The sequence below is a fragment of the Limnobacter humi genome (assembly GCF_024518835.1).
In the GTDB taxonomy this organism is placed as follows: domain Bacteria; phylum Pseudomonadota; class Gammaproteobacteria; order Burkholderiales; family Burkholderiaceae_B; genus Limnobacter; species Limnobacter humi.
The window spans coordinates 155,341-175,017 of record NZ_JANIGO010000004.1 but is presented as its reverse complement, the minus strand read 5'-3'; the positions used below and the strand labels follow the sequence as shown (position 1 = coordinate 175,017).

Here is a 19,677-nt window from a genome sequence, read left to right as displayed (position 1 = left end):
TGGGCTGGCAGCCTGAATGACTTAACCGAACCGGCCAACGCCGTTGGCGTTGGCTTGCATGCTCATCACCAGCAGGGGTTTCAAGGGTTCGAGCCGTTCATGGTTTGTTGTCTGGTTGAACTGCTTCAGCAAGCCCACTTGAACCTGCTGGGCCCAGCGCCGCAAGGGTGCACGATCGTCAACCGCCTGTTTGGCATGCAATTCCTCGGCTGAACTGGTTTGTGGTTCCTTGATGAGTCCTACCATGGTACTCGCAAGCTGGTGCTCCTGGTCGATCAGTTCAAAAACCTCCCGAGCAGATGGTTCCAGGTCTGCATAGTTCCGTGCCATGGCCATGTCACTTTTGTGCAAAGCCATGTCCGTGCGGTCGATGAGGTTTTTGAAAAATGGCCATTGTTGATACAGGGTTTTCAGTTCCTGTAGCTTGCCGTCGTTGAACCGGCCACCACCGGGGTTCAGCCCCACATGCGCAGCCAACGCCGTTCCGGTGCCAAAGTATGCGGGCATCATGCTGCCGCTTTGGTACCACGCTGCAGTCCAGGGAATGGCACGCATTTGCTCTAGATATTCCTGATCATTGTTGGCCACTTTCCTGGAGGCAGGGCGACTGCCTGCATTCGACAGCCCCATGTACTGAATCGGTGTGGTTTTCCGAAAGAAATGGGCCAACTGCGGATGTTCGTACAACTGTTTGTAACGCTGATTGGCGGTATCGGCCAAAGAGTCCATCACTGCTTTGAATTGATCAACCCCCTGGTCTGCGCCTTTGCTGGCCACACGCAAGGTCGTGCCCAGCATGTCCATCAAGTTGGCCGTTGACAGTGCCCTGTTGCCGAATTTCAACGGCACTTCTTCACCCTGTTCGGTTTGTCGAAGCCCCATGGCCAGACTTTCACCATTCAGGTACTCAATGTCCTGTTCATAGGAATGTCCCGAGCCACGCGCCTCTGTGCCGCCTCTGCCATGAAACACCTGCAACGCAAGTCCGTGTTGCTTGGCCAGCCGGGTCATCGAGGTTACCGCTTTGTGCACAGCCCAGCTCGATGCCAATGGGCCATCCAGGCGGTTGCTGTCTGAATAGCCCACCATCACGTGCTGAACACGCGGACTGTCCGGATCATTGGGATTGGCCAGCGGCAGTCGGTCTGTGTACCACGGCATGTTCAAGACCTGTTTCAGCATGGGCTCTGCATGTTTCAGGTCATCCACGGTTTCAATCAGTGGCATCACATTCATGTGCAAACCCCTCTGATCAATCAGGCCCGCCACCTTGAGCAAGAGCATCACTTCCAGCATGTCGCTGGCGCTCTCCGAGTTGGCCGTGATGCAGTTTTTCAAAGCGCCTTCACCATATTGGTCTTGAATCGCTTTGTACGCTTTAATCAAGGCCATTTCGGAGGCAAAGTCCGATGTACTCAGGGTAGTGTTCAGTGGCGCATCCAGCCGGTTGGATTCATCCAGCGCTGTTAGCAAGACATGGCAACGCTCCTCCTCCGTCAGGTTTAAATAGTTGGCTTCCACATTGTTCTGCTTCAAGATTTCGGCCACTGTTTTTTGGTTCATGGCGCTGTTTTGCCGAATGTCAGTGGTGGTCCCAAAAAATCCCATGGTTTGGATGTCCTGCGACAGGCGAAGCAATTTGGATTGAGCCCGACTCTGATCCTCCATGTCCAAGGTGCTCAAGTCGAAATCCTGGAGTGCCGCATCCAAGGCCCGGGCCGACTGAAAATGCGGTTTCTGCGGATCGAATTTGTCGGGATCATTCAGCCGGTAATCGGTGTTGCGGACCTGATCAATCAACGCGTTCAGGCGGCTCTCCTGTCCTGCTGCAGTCAACAGGACACGCAGGCTGCTGGGGCGTTGATACTCGCCGTCGGCGTCGGTGCCATTCAGTTTCTTGAGGTAAAAATCAAAAGCAGCCCGGCTGTACTGGCTCACCACATTCATTAAATCGCTTGCTGAAATGGTCGGGTTACCGTCCCGGTCGCCAGCAACCCAGTTCCCCAGCTCGAACAAATTTTTTGTTGGTGCCGCCATGCCGAGGTTGTCCGTGGTTTTATGCACCAGTTTGTGAATTTTGTGGCTGCTGTTAAGCAGTGCTTTGACCATGGGCTGAAAATAAGCTGCCTCTTGCTGCACGGTGGGTTTTTGCGTACGTTGACCCTGGCCCGCCCACACTTCATCACACAGTTGCGCAATTTCACCGGGCAACAGGTCCATGGATTCAATGCGCGTCAACGCCGATTGAATCGCCTCGGGTTTGTTCAATGAGGTGGGATGTCCGGTGATCACTGGGCGCACCATCACTTGTTCTAAGCTGTTCACAGAGTCTGTGCTGGTGCTGTGTTCTGAAAATGTGGTGAGCCCACGCTGGAGCTTTGCTGGTCCGTTCAAGCGCTGCGCTTTGATGTGCTGTTCGGCCACCAGCTTCACCAGCAATTGGCTGTTGACGGTTTTTAGCGCCAGCTCGAGTACCTTGGGCGATGTCTGCAATGCGCGCATGAGAGACTCAGGGAAAGGCTGGTCCCCCTGTGTGTCTAGGTGTTCGAGTGTCTCCAGTGTCGATCGCAGTGTCTCCATGTCGGTGTCATTTAAACCGCAGGACAGGCCCTCGGCCCATGCTTTTTGTTTGAACAAGGGCAGGCACTGATGGCTCAGCGAATGCGTGTCCAGCATGGTGGATTGTTGACCGCTGTTCACTGGGTTTTGTCCCACGGGGTTTTCATCGACCCATGGGTTGGCTGAACGACTGGATGAGACGGTTGGGTGAAAGGCGGATACCGGCATGCTGGATCTCCCTTGGGTGTTGTTGATCAGGAGGGCTAGCATAGGAGAGCCTGTGCGGCCTCACCCGGAAAGGGTGTGACCCTACCCATTGTTCCTCCTCAAGGTGTCATTCTGTTAGCCTTGGTTATTAATTGGTGATGATTAGGCTCGTACCATAAGCTTCATCGACCAATAAAAAACGGCGTCCTATGTGGACGCCGTTTTTTATTGGTTCACAGTGAATTCCGGTCTGCTTAGAAGGTGTCTGCAGGTACCCGAACCCAACCCTCCATCAACACCCGTGCACTGCGGCTCATGATGGCTTTTTTCACAACCCACTGGCCGTTTTCTTGCACGGCCTGCGCACCCACACGCAAGGTACCACTGGGGTGACCAAAGCGCACCGCTTCACGTTCAGTGCCACCTGCAGCAAGATTGACCAGGGTACCTGGTACTGCTGCTGCTGTACCAATCGCCACCGCAGCCGTGCCCATCATGGCGTGGTGCAGTTTACCCATGCTCATGGCGCGCACCAAGAGGTCGATGCCGCCGGCCTCCACCACTTTGCCACTGGAGCTTGTGTAGGTTTTGGGCGGAGCCACAAAGGCCACTTTGGGTGTGTGTTGACGGGTGGCGGCTTCATCCACATGCTTGATCAAACCCATTTTGACCGCGCCGTGGGCGCGAATGGTTTCAAACTTCTTCAAAGCATCCGCGTCGCTGTTGATGTGGTCTTGAAGTTCCGTACCTGTGTACCCAATGGCCTGCGCATTCACAAAAATGGTGGGAATGCCAGCATTGATCAACGTGGCTTTCAGCGTGCCCACGCCAGGCACTTCCAAGTCGTCGATCAAGTTACCGGTGGGGAACATGGAACCGCCCGCACCGTCTTCACCATCATCGGCTGGGTCCAAGAATTCCAATTGAACTTCAGCCGCCGGAAAGGTCACCCCATCCAGTTCGAAGTCGCCAGTTTCCTGAACCAATCCATCGGTGATGGGCACGTGCGCAACAATGGTTTTGCCAATGTTGGCTTGCCAAATGCGCACGGTGCAGGTGCCGTTTTGAGGTACCCGTGCTGCATCCACCAGCCCGCTGGCTACCGCAAACGACCCCACAGCAGAGGACAGATTGCCGCAATTCCCGCTCCAGTCCACAAAGGCCTTGTCAATACTGACTTGGCCGAACAGGTAGTCCACGTCGTGGTCAGGCTTGCTGCTTTTGCTCAAAATCACGGTTTTGCTGGTGCTTGACGTGGCGCCGCCCATGCCGTCGATCTGCTTGCCGTAGGGGTCTGGGCTGCCGATGACGCGCAACAACAGTCGGTCACGTGCAGCACCCGGTTTTTGGCAGGCTTCCGGCAGGTCTTGCAGGCGGAAAAACACGCCCTTGCTGGTGCCGCCACGCATGTAGGTGGCGGGCACTTTGATTTGCTGGGTGGCTTTTTGGGTCATGCTTCAGCCCCTTCCAGAAAGTCTTGCGCAAAACGCTGCAGCACACCACCAGCTTCGTAAATCGACACCTCTTCGGCGGTGTCCAAACGGCAGGTCACGGGGAATTCCACGCGCTCGCCATTTTTGCGGGTCATGATGACAGTCAATGTGCCGCGTGGTGTGCGTTCGCCCACCACTGCAAACACTTCACTGCCTTCGATGCCGTAGGTGTGACGTGTTTCGCCGGCCTTGAATTCCAGCGGCAAGGTGCCCATGCCAATCAGGTTGGTGCGGTGAATGCGCTCAAAGCCTTCAGCAATAATCGCTTCAACACCAGCCAGCCGCACGCCCTTGGCCGCCCAGTCGCGTGATGAACCCTGACCATAGTCAGCTCCCGCGATGATGATGAGCGGTTGCGCACGGTCCATGTAGGTTTCAATGGCTTCCCACATGCGGGTCACTTTGCCTTCAGGCTCAATGCGGGCCAGCGAGCCTTTCTTCACTTTGCCGTCTGCATCGCGAACCATTTCGTTCAGCAAGGTGGGGTTGGCGAATGTGGCGCGTTGTGCGGTCAGGTGGTCGCCGCGGTGGGTGGCGTAGCTGTTGAAGTCTTCTTCGGGCAAGCCCATTTTGTGCAGGTATTCACCCGCCGCGCTGTTCATCAAAATCGCGTTGGATGGGCTCAGGTGGTCCGTGGTGATGTTGTCACCCAGCACCGCCAATGGACGCATGTTTTTCAGTGTGCGTGGTCGTGCGGCCAATGCACCTTGGCCCTCGGTGTCCCAATACGGTGGTCGGCGAATGTAAGTGGACTGAGGGCGCCAGTCGTACAGCGGGCTGGGGGCCTTTTCCACAGCGCCGAGGTCGAACATCGGGATGTAGATTTGACGGAATTGCTCGGGTTTGACGTGTTGGTTCACAATCGCGTCGATTTCTTCGTCGCTGGGCCACAAATCTTTCAGGCGAATTTCTTTGCCATTGACCACACCAAACACGTCTTGTTCGATGTCGAAACGCACCGTGCCTGCAATCGCGTAAGCCACCACCAGTGGCGGGCTGGCCAGGAAGGCCTGCTTGGCGTACGGGTGAATACGGCCATCGAAGTTGCGGTTGCCACTCAACACGGCGGTGGCGTACAAATCGCGGTCAATGATTTCCTGCTGAATTTTGGGGTCGAGTGCACCGCTCATACCGTTACAAGTCGTGCAGGCAAACGCCACAATGCCAAAGCCCAGCTTTTCCAGCTCGGTTAGCAAGCCTGCTTCTTTCAGGTACAACTCGGCCACTTTCGAGCCCGGTGCGAATGAGCTTTTCACCCACTGCTTTCGCACCAGGCCCAATTCATTGGCTTTCTTGGCCAGCAAGCCAGCGGCCACCACGTTGCGGGGGTTGCTGGTGTTGGTGCAGCTGGTAATGGCGGCAATAATCACCGCGCCATCGGGCATCAGGCCTTGTTGTTCCTCGGCTTTGGCCTGGTCCAGGTTCACCGCAATGCCACGTTTGGCCAGCTCGGTGGTGGGCATGTGCGCGTGTGGGTTGGAAGGGCCCGCCATGCTGCGGGTTACTTTGCTCAGGTCGAACTTCAACACGCGCTCGTATTCGGCCTTGGCCATGCCATCGGCCCACAGGCCTGTGTGCTTGGCGTAGTGTTCCACCAGCGCCACTTGCTCGCTTTCGCGGCCAGTCAGCTTCAGGTAGTCGATGGTCTGCTCGTCGATGTAGAACATCGCGGCGGTGGCGCCATATTCTGGCGTCATGTTGGAAATGGTGGCGCGGTCGCCAATGGTCAGGCTGCGCGCGCCGTCGCCATAAAACTCCACATAAGCACCCACCACACGCTCTTTGCGCAGGAAGGCGGTCAGTTCCAACACGATATCGGTGGCGGTAATGCCAGGTTGGCGTTTGCCCACCAGCTCAACACCCACAATGTCGGGCAGGCGCATCATGGATGCACGGCCCAGCATCACGGTTTCTGCCTCCAGACCACCCACACCCACTGAGATCACCCCCAGCGCATCCACATGCGGCGTGTGGCTGTCGGTGCCCACGCAGGTGTCCGGGAAGGCCACACCGTCACGCACTTGCACCACCGGTGACATTTTCTCCAGATTGATCTGGTGCATGATGCCGTTGCCCGCTGGAATCACATCCACGTTCTCGAAAGCCGTGCGGGTCCAGTTGATGAAGTGGAAACGGTCTTCATTGCGGCGTTCTTCAATCTCACGGTTTTTGCGGAATGCGTCGGGGTCAAAACCGCCGCATTCTACGGCCAGTGAGTGGTCGACAATCAACTGCGTGGGCACCACGGGGTTGATTTTCGACGGGTCACCGCCTTCCTTGGCAATGGCGTCTCGCAGGCCAGCCAGGTCCACCAGGGCAGTCTGGCCCAGAATGTCGTGGCACACCACGCGGGCCGGGTACCACGGAAAGTCCAGGTCGCGCTTGCGGTAAATCAGCTGCTTCAGGCTGTCGGTCAATGCGGAAGGTTCGCAGCGGCGCACCAGTTGCTCAGCCAGAATTTTGCTGGTGTAGGGCAAGCCGTCGTAGCTGCCCGGCTGAATCGCTTCAACCGCCTCGCGGGTGTCATAAAAGTCCAGTTGCGTGCCGGGCAGTTTTTTTCTGAATGGAGTGTTCATGGTGGTCACCGGGTCACTTGCGGTCTTTCAAGGGTACGAAGGACTGGTCTTCTGGGCCAGTGTAGTTCGCGCTGGGGCGAATGATCTTGCCGTCAATGCGCTGCTCGATGATGTGCGCAGACCAGCCAGATGTGCGGGCAATCACAAACAGTGGTGTAAACATGTCGGTGGGCACACCCATCATGTGATAACTCACCGCACTGAACCAGTCCAGGTTGGGGAACATCTTCTTGATTTCCCACATCACGCTTTCCAGGCGTTCAGCAATCTTGTACATCTTGAGGTTGTTCTGTTCTTTGGACAGGTCTTCAGCCACTTTTTTGATGACCACGTTGCGAGGGTCGCTGACGGTGTACACGGGGTGGCCAAAGCCAATCACCACTTCTTTGCGTTCCACGCGGGCGCGAATATCCGCTTCCGCTTCATCGGGGTTGTCGTAGCGTTTCTGAATTTCGAAGGCCACTTCGTTGGCGCCACCGTGTTTGGGTCCACGCAGGGCTCCAATACCGCCGCAAATGGCGGAATACATGTCCGATCCTGTGCCAGCCACCACACGGCTGGTGAAGGTGGAGGCATTGAATTCGTGTTCGGCATACAGAATCAGTGAGGTGTGCATGGCGCGAACCCAGCTGTCGCGAGGCTTCTCACCGTGCAACAGGTGCAGGAAGTGGCCGCCGATGGAATCGTCATCGGTTTCCACGTCAATGCGCTTGCCGTTGTAGGCAAAGTGGTACCAATACAGCAGCATGCTGCCCAGGCTGGCCATCAGTTTGTCGGCGATGTCGCGGGCACCGGGGTGGTTGTGGTCTTCTTTTTCAGGTTTTACGCAACCCAATACGCTCACGCCGGTGCGCATCACGTCCATGGGGTGGGAAGAGGGTGGCAGTTGCTCCAAAGCCACTTTCACGGCTGCGGGCAATCCGCGCAGCGATTTCAGTTTGGTTTTGTAGCTGGCCAGTTCAGCCACGGTGGGCAGTTTGCCGTGCACCAGCAGGTGGGCAATTTCTTCAAATTCACTGGTGGTGGCCAAATCCAGAATGTCATAGCCGCGATAGGCCAAGTCATTGCCCGTACGGCCCACTGTGCACAGTGCTGTGTTGCCAGCTGCAGTGCCGGACAATGCAACAGACTTTTTGGGCTTGAATCCTGGTGTTGTGGTTTGTTCAGTCATCTCGATCTCCAGTTTTTTTAGTGGGGCTCATGGGGTGAGCCCCAATCAATCTGTGGGTTTGTCAAATCAGGAAAATATTATTTTTTGCCTTGAGCAAACAGGGCATCCAGCTTTTGTTCAAAGTCGTGATAACCAATGGCGTCGTACAGCTCCATACGGGTCTGCATTAAATCAAGCACATTTTTCTGTGTGCCGTCACGGCGCACGGCTTCGTAAACCGACTGTGCAGCCTTGTTCATGGCACGGAAGGCTGACAAGGGGTACAGCACGAGGCTCACGCCCACGCTTTTTAATTCTTCGGTGGTAAACAACGGCGTAGAGCCAAATTCAGTGATGTTGGCCAATACAGGCACTTTCACCGCTTCCACAAACTGCTTGTACATCTGCAGGTCTGTAATCGCTTCCGGGAAGATCATGTCAGCACCCGCTTCAACACAGGCGCAGGCGCGGTCGATGGCCGATTGCAGCCCTTCCACAGCCAGCGCATCGGTGCGGGCCATGATCACGAACTCATCGCTGCCACGGGCGTCAGCAGCGGCGCGCACCCGGTCCACCATTTCGGCTTGGGTCACAATCGCTTTGCCCGGGCGGTGGCCGCAACGCTTGGCCCCCACTTGGTCTTCAATGTGCATGGCTGCTGCGCCAGCCTTGATCATCGCTTTGGTGGTTCGGGCAATGTTGAATGCCGAAGCACCAAAGCCTGTGTCGACGTCCACCAGCAAGGGCGTGTCGCACACGTCTGTGATGCGGCGTACATCGGTCAATACGTCGTCCAGTCCGGAAATACCCAGGTCGGGCAGGCCCAGCGAACCCGCTGCAACACCGCCACCGGACAGGTAAATGGCTTTAAAGCCAGCACGCTTGGCCAGCAGGGCGTGATTGGCATTGATCGCACCGATCACTTGCAATGGTTGTTCTTCTTGAACGGCTTGGCGAAAACGGGCGCCTGCGGATACTTGAGTCATGGTCTTCTCCCAGTTGAGATGAATTTATTCTGCAAACGCTGTGCCACCACCCGCCATTCAAGCAAGTTACTGATCCGTCTCGTATTTATTTCATGCAATTTCATTGACGGGTTGATGTTGTTTCAAGTAATGTCGCAAATAAAACATCAATGAAACATTAATGAAACGTTGTATTAAAATATGAAACCTCGCATTGTCGTGTTCAGTATTAGCGCCTTGGCCGGCACGCTGCGTGAAATTTCTCGAGATTATCTTCACCAGGCCAACATCGAATTGGTGTCCAAGGCGTACGAAGATGCCTTGGCATATGCGCGCAACCGGTATTACACCGACACAGCCGATGTGTTTGTCGCGGCGGGTTCCAATGGCGCATTTCTGGCCAATCAGCTTGAAGCGCCTTTGGTGGTCATTCGCACCGATGGTTTCGACCTGATGCAGGCCTTGGCTGTTGCCCGACGCACCTCGCCTGAGATTGGGTTGGTCACCTATGAAACTGCATTCGACGAACTTGCTCAGTTTTCCAGGGCATTTAACTTATCCATTCCCACCCGTACCTACCGCACGCCAGAGGACGCTCGCCAATCCGTGCGGGAATTGGCGCAGTTGGGCGTTAAAACCGTTGTGGGGCCAGGCTTGGTCAATGAGATTGCGCAGGAGTGGCAGCTCAACAGTGTGCTGATCTACTCACGGCAAGGGGTGATGAAAGCATTTGATGAAGCCATTCGATTGGCCAGTGCCAAGGCTGGTGGATCGCCCCGGGCCGCACGTCCATCGTATGTTCACCACACCGAGCAGGACATTCTCGGCGTCAGCCACGCCGTGGAGCAACTGCGCGCAACCATCCGCTTGTGTGGCACGGTGGATTTTGCGGTGCTGATTCAAGGCGAAACTGGCGTGGGCAAGGAGTTGGTGGCCCAATCCATTCACGCTGCAAGCGCACGGGCTGGCAAACCGTTTGTCGCCATCAATTGCGCGTCGCTGACGGAAACCCTCTTGGAAAGCGAGTTGTTTGGTTACGAGGAAGGCGCATTTTCTGGGGCGATCAAAGGTGGGCGAGCCGGCATGTTTGAAAGTGCGCAGGGTGGTACGGTTTTCTTGGATGAAATTGGTGATATGCCACTGGCTTTCCAAACCCGGCTACTGCGTGTTCTGGAGGAAGGCCATGTTCGACGAATTGGCTCCAGCATTGCGCGCAAGGTGGATTTCCGTTTACTGGCTGCCAGCCATGTCAATTTGCAGCGAGCCGTTCAACAAGGTCGTTTCCGTGAAGATTTGTATTACCGCTTGAATGAATTGTTGATTCAAATTCCGCCCTTGCGGGATCGTCCTGAGGATATTGAGCCTTTGGCAGGGCACTTTTTGAGAGCAACGCCGGTGCGTGTTCCCAAAGTGCGGTTTGATGATTTCTTGTTGCTGGCGATGCCTGATCTGCAAAGCCTGCCCTGGCCTGGGAATATTCGCCAGCTCAAAAATGTGTGCAAACGCGCTGCCATCATGCTGGCGCAAGATTTGTCTGTGAGTCACTGGAAAAGCTGGTTTTCCGACTTGTTTCAGGAAATGCCCTCAAGCTCACGCGCTGAGCCTGCCATGGCCAGCCAACTTTTACAGCACACGCCCGTGGTCAGCGACTGGGATCATCTGAGCTTGATCTATCAGAAAGCCACCAAGGCAGAAAAACCCGCCGTGGTTGCGCAAGCCCTCACCATGGCGGGTGGTCAGGTACACACTGTTGCAAAACACTTGGGAATTTCCAGGTCCACTGTATGGCGCATGGCCAAAGGTTTAGTCACCATGGAAGGTGAAAATTGACGTGAGGTGGATTGTGCGCAGTCATTGGTTTCTTTTGCTTCTGCTCTGGCCATTGCAGTCCCAGGCTGAGTCACTTCGTTGCAATGCGGGCAGTGTCTCCGAGGGCGATTCCAAAGCATCGGTGCTGTACAAATGCGGTCAACCCACACTGGCGGATACCACCTGCGCACCAGTCTATCTGCCCGGGTCTCCGTATCCGGTACCCCCCGCTTATGTCGGCTCGGTCTTGCCTTGTCAGCCAGTCGAGGAGTGGTTGTACAACCGTGGCGCAGGCAACTTACTGGCCACGGTTCGTTTCAAGGATGGACGCGTATTGTCTATTCGTTATGGCCAGCAGCCCGAATAGTCAACCCATTCATCGCCCACAGCCGTGCCGGCCTTATTGTGTTTGTCGATCATGCTTTTGGCGGTAAATGTCCTTGCTGGTCCGGTTTTGCATCCGTTCAATACGACGGTGCTCAGCTTTGGTCATTTTTCCATCAGCACCAGCCCTGGCTTCGGCCGCTTCAATCTTCGATTCGCGCTTTTCCAGATGCGCAGTTTCTTTGGTGGTCAATTGTCCAGACTGGACACCTTGTTCAATACGTTCCTGTTGACGCACATCACGACTTACCGGCGTTTGTGCTGTGGCCAGGTTGGCCGACAGTACACCCGCAAACATCACAGCAATCAAGGCACTTGTTTTGGACAGTTTCATGGCACGACATTCCTCAAAAATGGGTGGGAGATTGGATGCGTCGACTCATCTGTGCACTTAACGCGGTTCAGCCTACGGTGGAATACGCAAGTCTGGCCCTGTTGGCCTGTTGTGGAATCCACAATATGGGGATTCTGTCCAGGTGTGTATACTCGATAAGAACAAGTGTCGGTGCGGGTTACAAGCAATTGGGGGTTTATTGTGAACGAACAGCCAGACAGCGGTTTCGAAGGTTCCATTCCTCATCTTTACGAATCTTTACTCGTGCCCATGATCTTTCAACCCTATGCTGAAGACATGGCGAGCCGAGTCACTGCGGAGCAGCCTTTGTTTGTTCTGGAGGTGGCTGCAGGTACCGGTTGGCTCGAATGTTCCCAGAAGATCCACCTCGGTTTTTGCAGCGCACCCCGCATGGTCATCATGACTTGGATCAATTAAAGTCCGCTTTGTATGCCGCAGGTTTTTATTCAACTGTTCAGTTTGAATCACTGGAATTGGTCAGTGCCGCCGATTCTGCGCAACAGGTTGCCCAAGCGTATTGTTTGGGTACGCCATGGCGTCATGAAATCGAGCGCTGCGCACCGGGGCGGCTTACAGCTGTGCAAGCCGATGTGACCGACGAATTGATTGGCGAATATGGAACAGGTCCTCTTTCGGCGCCGATGCAGGCTTGGGTAATTCGAGTGGAATGTGAGGACTAATGATGCAAAACAATGTTGAGCGGCTGTGGCTGGTTCCCAATCTGGAGTCCTGATGAATCCAATTCCTGTTCGACTCTGTCCCGGTAACGATCTTCGACGATCCCTTGAGCGTTTGGCATGCGCTTTCCCAACTGGGTCCGGGTTTGTGCTGTCGGGCATTGGCAGCCTGGCTGATGCGTCAATTCGCTTGGCTGATCAGTCTGCCGAAACAACGATCACCGGGCCTCTTGAACTTCTGTCCGTCTCAGGCAGTCTGTCGCAGGGCGGGGCGCACCTCCACGTGTCTGTGGCCGATGCATCAGGTCGTGTCATCGGCGGGCATCTTGGATATGGTACGCTCGTGCGCACAACGGCCGAAATTCTCTTGGTGTCGCTGGATACCTGGACACTGGTTCGTGAGGTCGATGAAATCACCGGTTTCAAAGAGCTTGTGGCTCGGCCTGTCGTGTCGTCTTAACTGATTGAAATGCGCTGTTGAACAGAGGTTCGAATGAAGAATCTGATTGGCCTGGTCGTCTGGCTGGCAGTGACCCTTGGGGTCGGTGCATTGGGTGCAGTGGCTTCGGTCAATGCAGCCAGCTTTTACGCCAACCTCGTTCGCCCGGAGTGGTCACCGCCGGGTTGGCTTTTTGGGCCTGTCTGGACGACCTTGTACATCTTGATGGCTGTGTCGGTCTGGTTGGTGTGGAAGCAAAACCCTTCAGCCCGTCGCACCGGTGCGCTGGAGTGGTTTGTCGCACAGCTACTGGTCAATGGCCTGTGGTCCTGGCTGTTTTTTGCCTGGAACATGGGGCTGTGGGCATTTGTGGACGTGGCTCTGTTGGTCTTGATGATCGGTTGCACAGTCAGGTCATTCTGGGCTTTGAACAAAACGGCGTCATTGCTCCTGTTGCCTTACTGGGCTTGGGTCATCTTTGCAAGTGCTTTGACTTGGTCGGTGTGGCGGGCCAACCCGGGCGTATTGGGTTGACCTCAAGAACACGCGGAAGCTCATCCCCACGGTTGGGCTCGGCTTCTCAATACCTCAAAAAAATACCGGTAGCTCGCGCGGTCATGCAGCTCGCCTCTCATCTGTATCGGTCCCCAGTTGGCTTTTTCCGCCTCCTGTAGCACCAATGTCGCCTCGTCTACCTCAGCTGCTGTCGGCAACAGGGCTGAAACAATGTGAACAATCTGAGCCGGGTGAATGCTCCACATTCGAAGGTATCCGAAATCCTTCTTGGCGCGCGCTGCATCCGAACCCGCCTGTTCAGGCTGAAAAATCTGGCGGCTCACATTGTGCGAGGGCACTTTGCCATGGCGGTGGCAGGCTGCTGATATTTCCAGCTTCGCACGTCTAACCAAAGGCGTTTCAAATTGTCCCGGGCTGTTCAAGGCACCTTTGGGTATGGCTCCCCGGTGTCCCGAGACAAAATCCATCAAGCCAAAACTGAGCGACTCCACCGCTTGTAAACCAGCAATCGCATGGACATCGGCCAATGCCCCATGGGTTTCAATCAACACATGCAGTGGTGGGGCTGGTTTGCTCGCCTTGTTGCATTGGTCAGCGATCAACTCAAGTGCCAATTGCACATCGGCCAGTTTTTCTGGTTTGGGCAACATCAAGAAAGCCGGTGTGGGCACTGTTTCTTGAAGCACTGTTTGGATATCCATGTGAAAGTGAGGATCAGCCACCGGGTGTAGTCGAACGCCAGGTCGGCGTGCTGTTGGGCCATGGCGAGTTTGGTATTCCCCAAGACTGCGGGCTGCCCACAGCGCCATTTCCTGGGGTTGTCCAACCTCTGCGCCATCCTCCAGATCCAGGGTGATGTCAAAACAGGCCCCCAGTTCTGCCTGAAGATTCAAGGCTTTCTCAAAAAATTTCGGTTTTCCGGCATAGTGATCACACACCGGCAGGTGGCTGGGCAGCCGTCCCTCGCTGTACAAGATGGTTGAGATGTGTCCAAGATCCAGTGTGGGTTTTTTCTGGCCCATGATTGGCATCAAATCCTGTGTCAAAGGTTTCTGCTGGACATAAAAAAAGCCAGCATCTCGCTGGCTTTCTTTTTAGCACACTGCGTGGGTTAATTACTTGCCCAGCAGGTGCTTCACGCCTTCACGCTCTTCCATCAGTTCGTTCAGGGTGATGTTGATGCGTTCCTGGCTGAATGCATCAATGTCCAGGCCTTTCACGATCTCGAACTTGCCGTTGGCGCAGGTCACGGGGAAACCAAATTGGGTCTTCTCGGGAATGCCGTAAGAGCCATCTGAAGGAATACCCATGGTCACCCACTTGCCGTTCGTGCCCAGTACCCAGTCGCGAACGTGATCGATTGCGGCGTTGGCGGCCGATGCTGCAGAAGACAGGCCGCGTGCTTCAATAATGGCTGCGCCACGCTTGCCAACAGTGGGCAGGAATGTATTGGCATTCCATTCCTGGTCGTTGATCATGGTTTTCACGGAAGCGCCGTCAATGGTCGCAAAACGATAGTCGGCGTACATGGTGGGCGAGTGGTTGCCCCACACGCACAGCTTTTCGATGCTGGCCACTGGTTTGCCTGTTTTGGCGGCGATTTGGCTCAGCGCGCGGTTGTGGTCCAAACGCAGCATGGAGGTGAAGCAGTTCGGGTCCAGATCCGGTGCGGATTGCTGCGCGATGTAAGCATTCGTGTTGGCTGGGTTGCCAACCACCAGCACTTTGACGTTGCGCTTGGCATGGTCGTTCAGTGCTTTGCCCTGAACGGTGAAAATGGCGCCGTTGGCTTCCAGCAAGTCTTTGCGCTCCATGCCCTTGCTGCGCGGGCGTGCACCCACCAACAGGGCAACGTCCGCATCTTTGAATGCAGTTGCGGGGTCATCGGTGATCACCACACCTTGCAGCAAGGGGAATGCGCAATCTTCCAGTTCCATCACAACACCTTTCACTGCGGGCAGGGCGGGGGTGATGTCCAGCAACTGCAGAATCACAGGCTGGTCCTTGCCCAGCATGTCGCCATTGGCGATACGGAACAACAAGCTGTAGCCAATCTGGCCAGCAGCGCCGGTAACTGCAACACGCATTGCGGGTTTGGTCATGACGAACACTCCAACAGTGAGATGAAAAATCGAAGGCCATAGTTTAGCCCCAAACGCAGTCTGCTGGTTGAGCTATTCCGGATTTAGAGCCCTTTGTCTTTGAAAAGTCCTCTATAAGATATAAGATATGGGATAGAGAAAAACAGACCGAGACAACTTTGCCACCACCGAACCCGACCTTCAGCCCCTTGTATCAGCAAATCAAAGGCTTGCTGATACAAAGTCTGCAAGATGGCGAATGGAAGCCAGGTGAACTCATACCCTCCGAAACTGAACTGGCGGTGCGCTATGGTGTCAGTCAAGGCACTGTCCGCAAGGCCATCGATGAGCTGGCAGCCGAAAATCTGGTGGTGCGCAAGCAGGGACGCGGAACTTTCGTGGCCACGCACAACGAAGCAAAGGCGGAATACCGTTTTCTTCGTTTAGCGGCAGACGATGTCAACACCGGCAAGCCAAAATCCAGCTATTTGGCGGTTGATCGTGTACGTGCCAATTCCCATGTGGCCAAGTTGCTTGATATCAAGCCCAGCGATTCGGTTTTTGTCGTCAAGCGCGTGCTCCGATTTGACGGGGTCCCCCAAATTCTCGACGAAATCTGGTTGCCAGCCTCTCAGTACAAGGGGTTGACCCTGGAACGCCTGCAGTCCTGGAATTCAACATTGTATGGGTTCCTTGAAAGTGCTTTTGGCGTGCGCATGTTGCGTGCGATTGAAACCATCAAGGCAGTGAGCGCTGAACCGGAGCAAGCCGAGGTGTTGCAAGTGCCTGTCGGCGCCCCTTTGCTTCTGGTTGAACGGCAGTCGATGACCTATGCCGATCAGCCCGTTGAATTGCGTCGGGGCTGGTATCTGACTGATCGTTTTTCTTACAAAAATGAATTGTATTGAATTGATCTAATTGTATTGAGCCAAAATGACCCAAAAGCATCTAAAAATCCCCAAAACTTCTGGGGCTTTATATTCAAGATTCAGGTGATTTGGTTCAAAATGTGGGTCTGTCTGGAACCGTTTCCAATACTGAACGGCCCCTTCCAACCGGTTTTTTTTACACAGAAGAAATTGAGCATGTCAAACACTGTTGCCAAAAAGCGTCCGGAATACCGGAACATACATGTCACTCAGATTCTCAAGTACCGTCTGCCATTGGCTGGCAAGCTATCCATCCTGCACCGCGTTAGCGGCGCAGTCATGTTCCTGGCCTTGCCCATCATTTTGCTGCCATTGTTTGACAAAAGCTTGACCTCTGAATTGTCTTTCGAAGAAATGAAGGCACTGGTGGGCAATCCATTGGTGAAAGTGGTGCTTCTGGGCCTTATCTGGTCTTACATGCATCATTTCTGCGCCGGTATTCGTTACTTGGTGCTCGACATGCACGTGGGCACCGACAAATACGCTGCTGCCAAATCGGCTGGTTCCGTGTTTGCTGTCAGCCTGACGCTCACGGCCATCTTCGGCCTCAAACTGTTCGGAGTGTTCTAAATCATGGGCAACAACATTGGTTCCAAGCGCTTGGTGGTTGGCGCACACTACGGTTTAAAAGAGTGGGTGGCGCAGCGTATTACCGCGGTCATCATGGCCTTGTACACCATCGGCCTGTTTTTGGCCGTACTCTTTACGCCTGACCTTGACTACATCAAGTGGGTTCATTTTTTCAATTTCACCCTGTTGTCGTTCCCGCTGGGGAAGATCTTGGCGCTGCTGGCCTTTTTGTCGCTGTGCTATCACGCGTACATTGGCATTCGCGACATTTGGATGGACTATGTAAAGCCCACAGGCATTCGCCTCACATTGCAAGTTTTCACAGCACTGTGGCTGATCGGCTGCGCCGGTTACGCCGCTGATATTCTCTGGAGGGTCTGAAAGTGACTGCAGTTAAAACCAACCTTCCACGTCGTAAATTTGACGCGGTAATCGTGGGTGCTGGTGGCGCCGGTATGCGCTGCTCCCTGCAACTGGCGGAAGCCGGCCTGAATGTGGCTGTGCTGTCCAAAGTGTTCCCGACTCGCTCCCACACCGTGGCCGCACAGGGCGGTATCGGTGCTTCTTTGGGCAACATGTCCGAAGACAACTGGTACTGGCACATGTTCGACACCGTCAAGGGTTCGGACTACCTCGGCGACCAGGACGCCATTGAATTCATGTGCCGCGAAGCACCCAAAGTGGTGTACGAGCTTGAGCACTTCGGCATGCCGTTTGACCGCAACCCGGACGGCACCATTTACCAGCGCCCGTTTGGTGGTCACACCGCCAATTTCGGTGAAAAGCCTGTGCAGCGCGCCTGCGCTGCGGCTGACCGTACGGGCCACGCTTTGTTGCACACGCTGTACCAGCGCAACGTGCGCGCCCGTACCCAGTTCTTTGTGGAGTGGATGGCGCTGGACATCATCCGCAATGCCGAAGGCGATGTGGTTGGCGTGACCGCGCTGGAAATGGAAACCGGCGAAATCATGATTCTGGAAGCCAAGGTCACCGTGTTTGCCACGGGTGGTGCTGGTCGAATCTGGGCCGCTTCTACCAACGCCTTCATCAACACCGGTGACGGCATGGGCATGGCTGCACGTGCAGGTTTGCCACTGGAAGACATGGAATTCTGGCAGTTCCACCCCACCGGCGTGGCTGGTGCTGGGGTGCTGGTCACCGAAGGTGTTCGCGGCGAAGGCGGTATTTTGCTGAACTCCAACGGTGAGCGTTTCATGGAGCGCTATGCACCAACCCTGAAAGACTTGGCTCCGCGTGACTTTGTATCCCGCTCAATGGATCAGGAAATCAAGGAAGGTCGTGGTTGTGGCCCCAACAAGGACCATGTGCTGCTGAAGCTGGACCACCTGGGGGCCGACACCATCATGAAGCGTCTGCCTTCCATCCGTGAAATTGCGATCAAGTTCGCCAACGTGGACCCCATCAAGGAACCGATTCCAGTCGTTCCAACCATCCATTACCAGATGGGCGGCATTCCCACCAACTTCTATGGTCAGGTTGTTGCCCCCAAGACCCCGGGTGGTGCACAGGAAGTGGTCAACGGCATGTATGCCATTGGCGAATGCGCTTGCGTGTCCGTGCATGGTGCAAACCGCTTGGGCACCAACTCCTTGCTCGACCTCGTGGTGTTTGGCCGCGCAGCCGGCAATCACATCGTGTCGCAAAACTTCAAGACGCAATCTCATCGGGATTTGCCGGCGGATGCCAGTGACTTCACCATGGAGCGCATCAACAAATTGATGAACAGCACCTCTGGTGAACGCACGCAGGATGTGGCCAACGGTATTCGCGCCAAGATGCAATACCACTGCGGTGTGTTCCGCACCACCGAACTGATGAACGAAGGTGTGAAGGTGATCAACGAGTTGGCCGAACAAGCCGACAAGATCTTCATCAAGGACAAGTCCAAGGTATTCAACACAGCACTGGTTGAGGCACTGGAACTGGCCAACCTGAAAGAAACTGCCAAAGCGACCATGGTGTCGGCCGCAGCGCGTGAAGAAAGCCGTGGTGCCCATGCACACCGTGACTTCCCCGAGCGCGATGACGACAAGTGGATGAAGCACAGCCTGTGGTACTCCGAAGGCAACCGCCTGGACTACAAGGCCGTGAATACCAAGCCACTGACTGTTGAAACCTTCCAGCCCAAAAAGCGGACTTTCTAATCAAGGATTCGAGGTAATTAACATGAGCGGAAAGCGAGTAGTTAAGTTCGAGATTTATCGCTACGACCCTGACACCGGCGAAGCACCCAAAATGCAAAAGCTGGAAGTGGAGCTGGAGCCCACCGACAAAATGCTTTTGGATGCACTGATGCGCATCAAGAGCGATGTGGATGATTCTCTGTCGTATCGCCGTTCCTGCCGTGAAGGTGTGTGTGGCTCTGATGCCATGAACATCAACGGTAAAAACGGCCTGGCCTGCATCACCAACCTGCGCGATCTGAAAGAGCCCATCGTTCTGAAGCCGCTGCCCGGCCTCCCCGTGGTGCGCGACTTGATTGTGGACATGACCCAGTTCTTCAAGCAGTACCACAGCATCAAGCCCTACCTGGTCAACGAAACGCCACCTCCAGAAAAGGAGCGCTTCCAGTCCCCAGAAGAACGTGAAGAGCTCGATGGCCTGTACGAGTGCATTTTGTGCGCATGCTGCTCAACCAGCTGCCCATCATTCTGGTGGAACCCTGACAAATTCGTGGGCCCCGCTGGTTTATTGCAGGCTTACCGCTTCATCGCGGACAGCCGCGACCAGGCCACTGGCGAGCGTCTGGACAATCTGGAAGATCCGTACCGTCTGTTCCGCTGCCACACCATCATGAACTGCGTGGATGTGTGCCCCAAGGGGTTGAACCCCACCAAGGCCATCGGCAAGATCAAGGAATTGATGGTGCGTCGCGCCGTCTAATAACCGACGCATTGCAATTTTTTTAGGCAATTCGGGGTTGTGCACTGCAAAACCCCGTTTTTT

Annotated in this window: 18 protein-coding genes and 1 pseudogene; 11 read left to right on the top strand and 8 right to left on the bottom strand. The window is 55.1% G+C overall.

Annotated elements, in window-relative coordinates; all coding sequences use genetic code 11:
- Positions 1 to 21: 21 nt before the first annotated feature.
- The 5 genes from NQT62_RS12510 to prpB form a co-directional block, all read right to left on the bottom strand.
- Positions 22 to 2,787, bottom strand: coding sequence for a phosphoenolpyruvate carboxylase (locus NQT62_RS12510; protein ID WP_256765057.1), 2,766 nt, complete (start codon positions 2,785 to 2,787; stop codon positions 22 to 24).
- A 233-nt stretch (positions 2,788 to 3,020) separates the two neighbouring features.
- Positions 3,021 to 4,220 (bottom strand): 2-methylaconitate cis-trans isomerase PrpF, encoded by a 1,200-nt coding sequence (gene prpF, locus NQT62_RS12505; protein ID WP_256765056.1) that lies wholly within the window; start codon positions 4,218 to 4,220, stop codon positions 3,021 to 3,023.
- Entirely contained in the window at positions 4,217 to 6,835 is a 2,619-nt protein-coding gene (gene acnD / locus NQT62_RS12500) for a Fe/S-dependent 2-methylisocitrate dehydratase AcnD (protein WP_256765055.1), read from the bottom strand. Before acnD ends, prpF begins: the two co-directional genes overlap by 4 nt.
- A 13-nt stretch (positions 6,836 to 6,848) precedes the next feature.
- Complete coding sequence (gene prpC, locus NQT62_RS12495) at positions 6,849 to 8,006, bottom strand: bifunctional 2-methylcitrate synthase/citrate synthase (protein ID WP_256765054.1); 1,158 nt, start codon at positions 8,004 to 8,006, stop codon at positions 6,849 to 6,851.
- A gap of 77 nt (positions 8,007 to 8,083) precedes the next feature.
- The gene (gene prpB, locus NQT62_RS12490) at positions 8,084 to 8,971 is read right to left on the bottom strand and encodes a methylisocitrate lyase (RefSeq protein ID WP_256765053.1); all 888 of its coding nucleotides are present in this window, start codon (positions 8,969 to 8,971) and stop codon (positions 8,084 to 8,086) included.
- Positions 8,972 to 9,151: 180 nt separating this feature from the next.
- Here prpB and prpR point away from each other — a divergent pair, with 180 nt between their 5' ends.
- Positions 9,152 to 10,780 carry a propionate catabolism operon regulatory protein PrpR gene (gene prpR, locus NQT62_RS12485; protein ID WP_256765052.1) on the top strand — a complete coding sequence of 543 codons (1,629 nt, stop codon included), beginning with the start codon at positions 9,152 to 9,154 and terminating at the stop codon, positions 10,778 to 10,780.
- 34 nt (positions 10,781 to 10,814) lie between these two features.
- The gene (locus NQT62_RS12480; protein WP_256765051.1) at positions 10,815 to 11,126 is read left to right on the top strand and encodes a DUF2845 domain-containing protein; all 312 of its coding nucleotides are present in this window, start codon (positions 10,815 to 10,817) and stop codon (positions 11,124 to 11,126) included.
- Positions 11,127 to 11,159: 33 nt separating this feature from the next.
- Here NQT62_RS12480 and NQT62_RS12475 read toward each other — a convergent pair whose 3' ends face one another.
- Positions 11,160 to 11,477: a hypothetical protein gene (locus NQT62_RS12475; RefSeq protein ID WP_256765050.1), complete on the bottom strand. Its 318-nt coding sequence runs from the start codon at positions 11,475 to 11,477 to the stop codon at positions 11,160 to 11,162.
- A 264-nt stretch (positions 11,478 to 11,741) separates the two neighbouring features.
- Between NQT62_RS12475 and NQT62_RS12470 the strand changes: the two genes are divergently transcribed.
- From NQT62_RS12470 to NQT62_RS12455, 4 genes are read left to right on the top strand one after another with little or no spacing between them, the layout of a single operon-like run.
- Complete coding sequence (locus tag NQT62_RS12470) at positions 11,742 to 11,915, top strand: hypothetical protein (RefSeq protein WP_256765049.1); 174 nt, start codon at positions 11,742 to 11,744, stop codon at positions 11,913 to 11,915.
- Positions 11,903 to 12,178, top strand: coding sequence for a hypothetical protein (locus NQT62_RS12465; protein ID WP_256765048.1), 276 nt, complete (start codon positions 11,903 to 11,905; stop codon positions 12,176 to 12,178). The genes NQT62_RS12470 and NQT62_RS12465 overlap by 13 nt, the downstream gene beginning before the upstream one ends.
- 52 nt (positions 12,179 to 12,230) lie before the next feature.
- Positions 12,231 to 12,635 (top strand): PPC domain-containing DNA-binding protein, encoded by a 405-nt coding sequence (locus tag NQT62_RS12460; protein ID WP_256765047.1) that lies wholly within the window; start codon positions 12,231 to 12,233, stop codon positions 12,633 to 12,635.
- Between the two features lie 33 nt (positions 12,636 to 12,668).
- Positions 12,669 to 13,148 carry a TspO/MBR family protein gene (locus NQT62_RS12455; RefSeq protein ID WP_256765046.1) on the top strand — a complete coding sequence of 160 codons (480 nt, stop codon included), beginning with the start codon at positions 12,669 to 12,671 and terminating at the stop codon, positions 13,146 to 13,148.
- Between the two features lie 20 nt (positions 13,149 to 13,168).
- Here NQT62_RS12455 and NQT62_RS12450 read toward each other — a convergent pair whose 3' ends face one another.
- Positions 13,169 to 14,152, bottom strand: a complete 984-nt coding sequence (locus tag NQT62_RS12450) for an HpcH/HpaI aldolase/citrate lyase family protein (protein WP_256765045.1) — start codon at positions 14,150 to 14,152, stop codon at positions 13,169 to 13,171.
- 93 nt (positions 14,153 to 14,245) lie between these two features.
- Positions 14,246 to 15,232 carry a malate dehydrogenase gene (locus tag NQT62_RS12445; RefSeq protein WP_256765044.1) on the bottom strand — a complete coding sequence of 329 codons (987 nt, stop codon included), beginning with the start codon at positions 15,230 to 15,232 and terminating at the stop codon, positions 14,246 to 14,248.
- A gap of 167 nt (positions 15,233 to 15,399) precedes the next feature.
- Here NQT62_RS12445 and NQT62_RS12440 point away from each other — a divergent pair.
- From NQT62_RS12440 to NQT62_RS12420, 5 genes and pseudogenes are all read left to right on the top strand, one after another.
- Positions 15,400 to 16,119: pseudogene (locus NQT62_RS12440) on the top strand (GntR family transcriptional regulator); the annotation flags it as partial.
- 177 nt (positions 16,120 to 16,296) lie between these two features.
- The gene (gene sdhC, locus NQT62_RS12435; RefSeq protein WP_256765042.1) at positions 16,297 to 16,710 is read left to right on the top strand and encodes a succinate dehydrogenase, cytochrome b556 subunit; all 414 of its coding nucleotides are present in this window, start codon (positions 16,297 to 16,299) and stop codon (positions 16,708 to 16,710) included.
- A gap of 3 nt (positions 16,711 to 16,713) precedes the next feature.
- Positions 16,714 to 17,091: a succinate dehydrogenase, hydrophobic membrane anchor protein gene (sdhD, locus tag NQT62_RS12430; protein ID WP_256765041.1), complete on the top strand. Its 378-nt coding sequence runs from the start codon at positions 16,714 to 16,716 to the stop codon at positions 17,089 to 17,091.
- Between the two features lie 2 nt (positions 17,092 to 17,093).
- Positions 17,094 to 18,875: a succinate dehydrogenase flavoprotein subunit gene (sdhA, locus tag NQT62_RS12425; protein ID WP_256765040.1), complete on the top strand. Its 1,782-nt coding sequence runs from the start codon at positions 17,094 to 17,096 to the stop codon at positions 18,873 to 18,875.
- Between the two features lie 22 nt (positions 18,876 to 18,897).
- Entirely contained in the window at positions 18,898 to 19,614 is a 717-nt protein-coding gene (locus tag NQT62_RS12420; protein WP_256765039.1) for a succinate dehydrogenase iron-sulfur subunit, read from the top strand.
- The last annotated feature ends 63 nt before the right edge of the window (positions 19,615 to 19,677 follow it).

Coding starts and splice junctions, on each gene's coding strand:
- prpC (WP_256765054.1), bottom strand. CDS start 8,006: ATGACTGAACAAACCACAACACCAGGATTCAAGCCCAAAAAGTCTGTT.
- NQT62_RS12420 (WP_256765039.1), top strand. CDS start 18,898: ATGAGCGGAAAGCGAGTAGTTAAGTTCGAGATTTATCGCTACGACCCT.
- sdhC (WP_256765042.1), top strand. CDS start 16,297: ATGTCAAACACTGTTGCCAAAAAGCGTCCGGAATACCGGAACATACAT.
- prpF (WP_256765056.1), bottom strand. CDS start 4,220: ATGACCCAAAAAGCCACCCAGCAAATCAAAGTGCCCGCCACCTACATG.
- prpB (WP_256765053.1), bottom strand. CDS start 8,971: ATGACTCAAGTATCCGCAGGCGCCCGTTTTCGCCAAGCCGTTCAAGAA.
- NQT62_RS12510 (WP_256765057.1), bottom strand. CDS start 2,787: ATGCCGGTATCCGCCTTTCACCCAACCGTCTCATCCAGTCGTTCAGCC.
- acnD (WP_256765055.1), bottom strand. CDS start 6,835: ATGAACACTCCATTCAGAAAAAAACTGCCCGGCACGCAACTGGACTTT.
- NQT62_RS12450 (WP_256765045.1), bottom strand. CDS start 14,152: ATGGGCCAGAAAAAACCCACACTGGATCTTGGACACATCTCAACCATC.
- NQT62_RS12475 (WP_256765050.1), bottom strand. CDS start 11,477: ATGAAACTGTCCAAAACAAGTGCCTTGATTGCTGTGATGTTTGCGGGT.
- NQT62_RS12455 (WP_256765046.1), top strand. CDS start 12,669: ATGAAGAATCTGATTGGCCTGGTCGTCTGGCTGGCAGTGACCCTTGGG.
- prpR (WP_256765052.1), top strand. CDS start 9,152: ATGAAACCTCGCATTGTCGTGTTCAGTATTAGCGCCTTGGCCGGCACG.
- sdhD (WP_256765041.1), top strand. CDS start 16,714: ATGGGCAACAACATTGGTTCCAAGCGCTTGGTGGTTGGCGCACACTAC.
- NQT62_RS12460 (WP_256765047.1), top strand. CDS start 12,231: ATGAATCCAATTCCTGTTCGACTCTGTCCCGGTAACGATCTTCGACGA.
- NQT62_RS12445 (WP_256765044.1), bottom strand. CDS start 15,232: ATGACCAAACCCGCAATGCGTGTTGCAGTTACCGGCGCTGCTGGCCAG.